Here is a 1,742-nt window from a genome sequence, read left to right as displayed (position 1 = left end):
TGCAGGTGGCCGCGCCGCCGCCACCGAGCTCGTCGGTGAAGATGACCTTGGTGCCCTCGTTGTTGAACGTCGCCGAGTGCCAGAACGCGAAGTTCGGATCCGTGACCCGCGCGGTGATCACGGGGTTCTCCCGGTCGGAGATGTCGAAGAGCACGCCGTCACCCATGCAGGCCCCGGCCGCGATGTCCTTCTCCGCGTAGACGGTGATGTCGTGACAGCCGCTGGTCGGCAGCAGCAGGCCCGGCTGGGTCTCGTTGCCGCCGTCGGGGAAGACGACCGGGGCACTGACAACCGCAGCCTCCGTCGGCTTGCGCAGCGGCACCTTGATGACCGAGATCTTGTCGTGCGGCGGCAGGCAGTCGGGGAACGTGACGTTCGGGTTGTAGGAGGAGACGTAGAGGTAGACGCTGCGCCGGTCCTTGCCCTTGCCGGGGACCATCGTCAGGGTGTGCGAGCCACAGTTGGTCTCGACCGACTTGATGTACTTCGGATTCTTCTTGTCACTGACATCGAAGATCCGGACGCCCTCCCACGACTCCTTGACCGTCGCGGGCTGGGCGACGCTGGTGCAGGAGTCGTCGCTGCGGGAGTTGTCGACCGCGGTGAACAGAAGGTCTTCGTAGACGGCCACGTCCATCTGGGAGCCGGGACAGACGACGCTGCTGACGACCTTGGTCCGCTTCGGGTCCCTGATGTCGTAGATCGAGAAACCGCCGTAGTTGCCCACGTAGGCATAGTCGCCCTGGAAGGCGATGTCGGTGTTGATCGTGGTCTCCAGCCCGGCGGGCTTGGGAACGTTCGTCACGTGCGAGACGTTCGGACTGGTGACGATCTGACCGGGCGGCGGGATGTCGGCGGCCTGGGCGGACATCGTGGACATCAGCGTCGCGACGGCGGCTGTCGCCACGACCAACGTCCGGCCGATCCTTCGGGAAGCGAACATTCGAGCACCTCCTGGCGGACAGTATGCATATTCAAATATGCAGATTGTCCGCCCTGACAGCCGAGTGCACTAGACCCGCCATGCCATAAGAAGTGCATATTCTGACGTCTTTACTATGACGTCAGAAAAGTTTACAGTTTATGGTTTTGAGGGCGGCGGGGACCAAGGTCCCCGCCGCCCTCAAAGACTGTCAGTGGCCGCCGTGGCCGCCACCGTGACCGCCGTGGTCACCGTGGTCGTCGTCGCCGTGACCGTCGTGGTCGTCGCGACCACCCTCACGGTAGGAGGCCTGGGTCTGCGTGTTGAGGCCGTCGTACTTGACCTTCTTGGCCTCGTCCGTACGTCGATCGTTGATCTTGATGACGTCGAGACCGAGGTTGAAGTCGCTGGCGTAGATGTAACCGTTGTAGTAGTAGGCCGACCAGAAGCCACCGCTCAGCGGGGAGGCGGTGCTGTCGGGGCCGCGCTCGAAGAACGCGATCTCCTTGGCCTTGGAGGAGTCGGTGAAGTCCACGACCGACAGGCCGCCCTGGTACCAGGCCTGGACCATGATGTCCTTGCCCTTGACCGGGATCAGCGAGCCGTTGTGCGCGACACAGTTCTCCGTGTCGGCCTGGTGACGCGGGATCTTGAAGTAGCCCTTGAACGAGAGCTGGCCGCGCTTGATGTCGTAGTAGCCGTTGGCGCCGCGGTTCGGGCCGATCGCCTCGTTGCAGGTGGCCGCGCCGCCGCCACCGAGCTCGTCGGTGAAGATGACCTTGGTGCCCTCGTTGTTGAACGTCGCCGAGTGCCAGAACGC

2 protein-coding genes are annotated in these 1,742 nt (G+C 63.7%); both read right to left on the bottom strand.

Features of this window, described 5'->3' with window-relative positions; translation table 11 throughout:
* Positions 1-943, bottom strand: a 943-nt coding sequence (locus CHC08_RS47790) for an LVIVD repeat-containing protein (protein WP_089213959.1), incomplete at its 3' end; no start/stop codon positions are given.
* 190 nt (positions 944-1,133) lie between these two features.
* On the bottom strand, positions 1,134-1,742 hold a 609-nt coding region (locus CHC08_RS47785; protein ID WP_476718292.1), incomplete at its 5' end, for an LVIVD repeat-containing protein.

The sequence above is a fragment of the Streptosporangium subroseum genome (genome assembly GCF_900188345.1).
Classification (GTDB): Bacteria; Actinomycetota; Actinomycetes; order Streptosporangiales; family Streptosporangiaceae; genus Streptosporangium; species Streptosporangium subroseum.
Note: the sequence above shows the minus strand (reverse complement) of the source record. Positions and strands in the feature narration are given on the sequence as shown.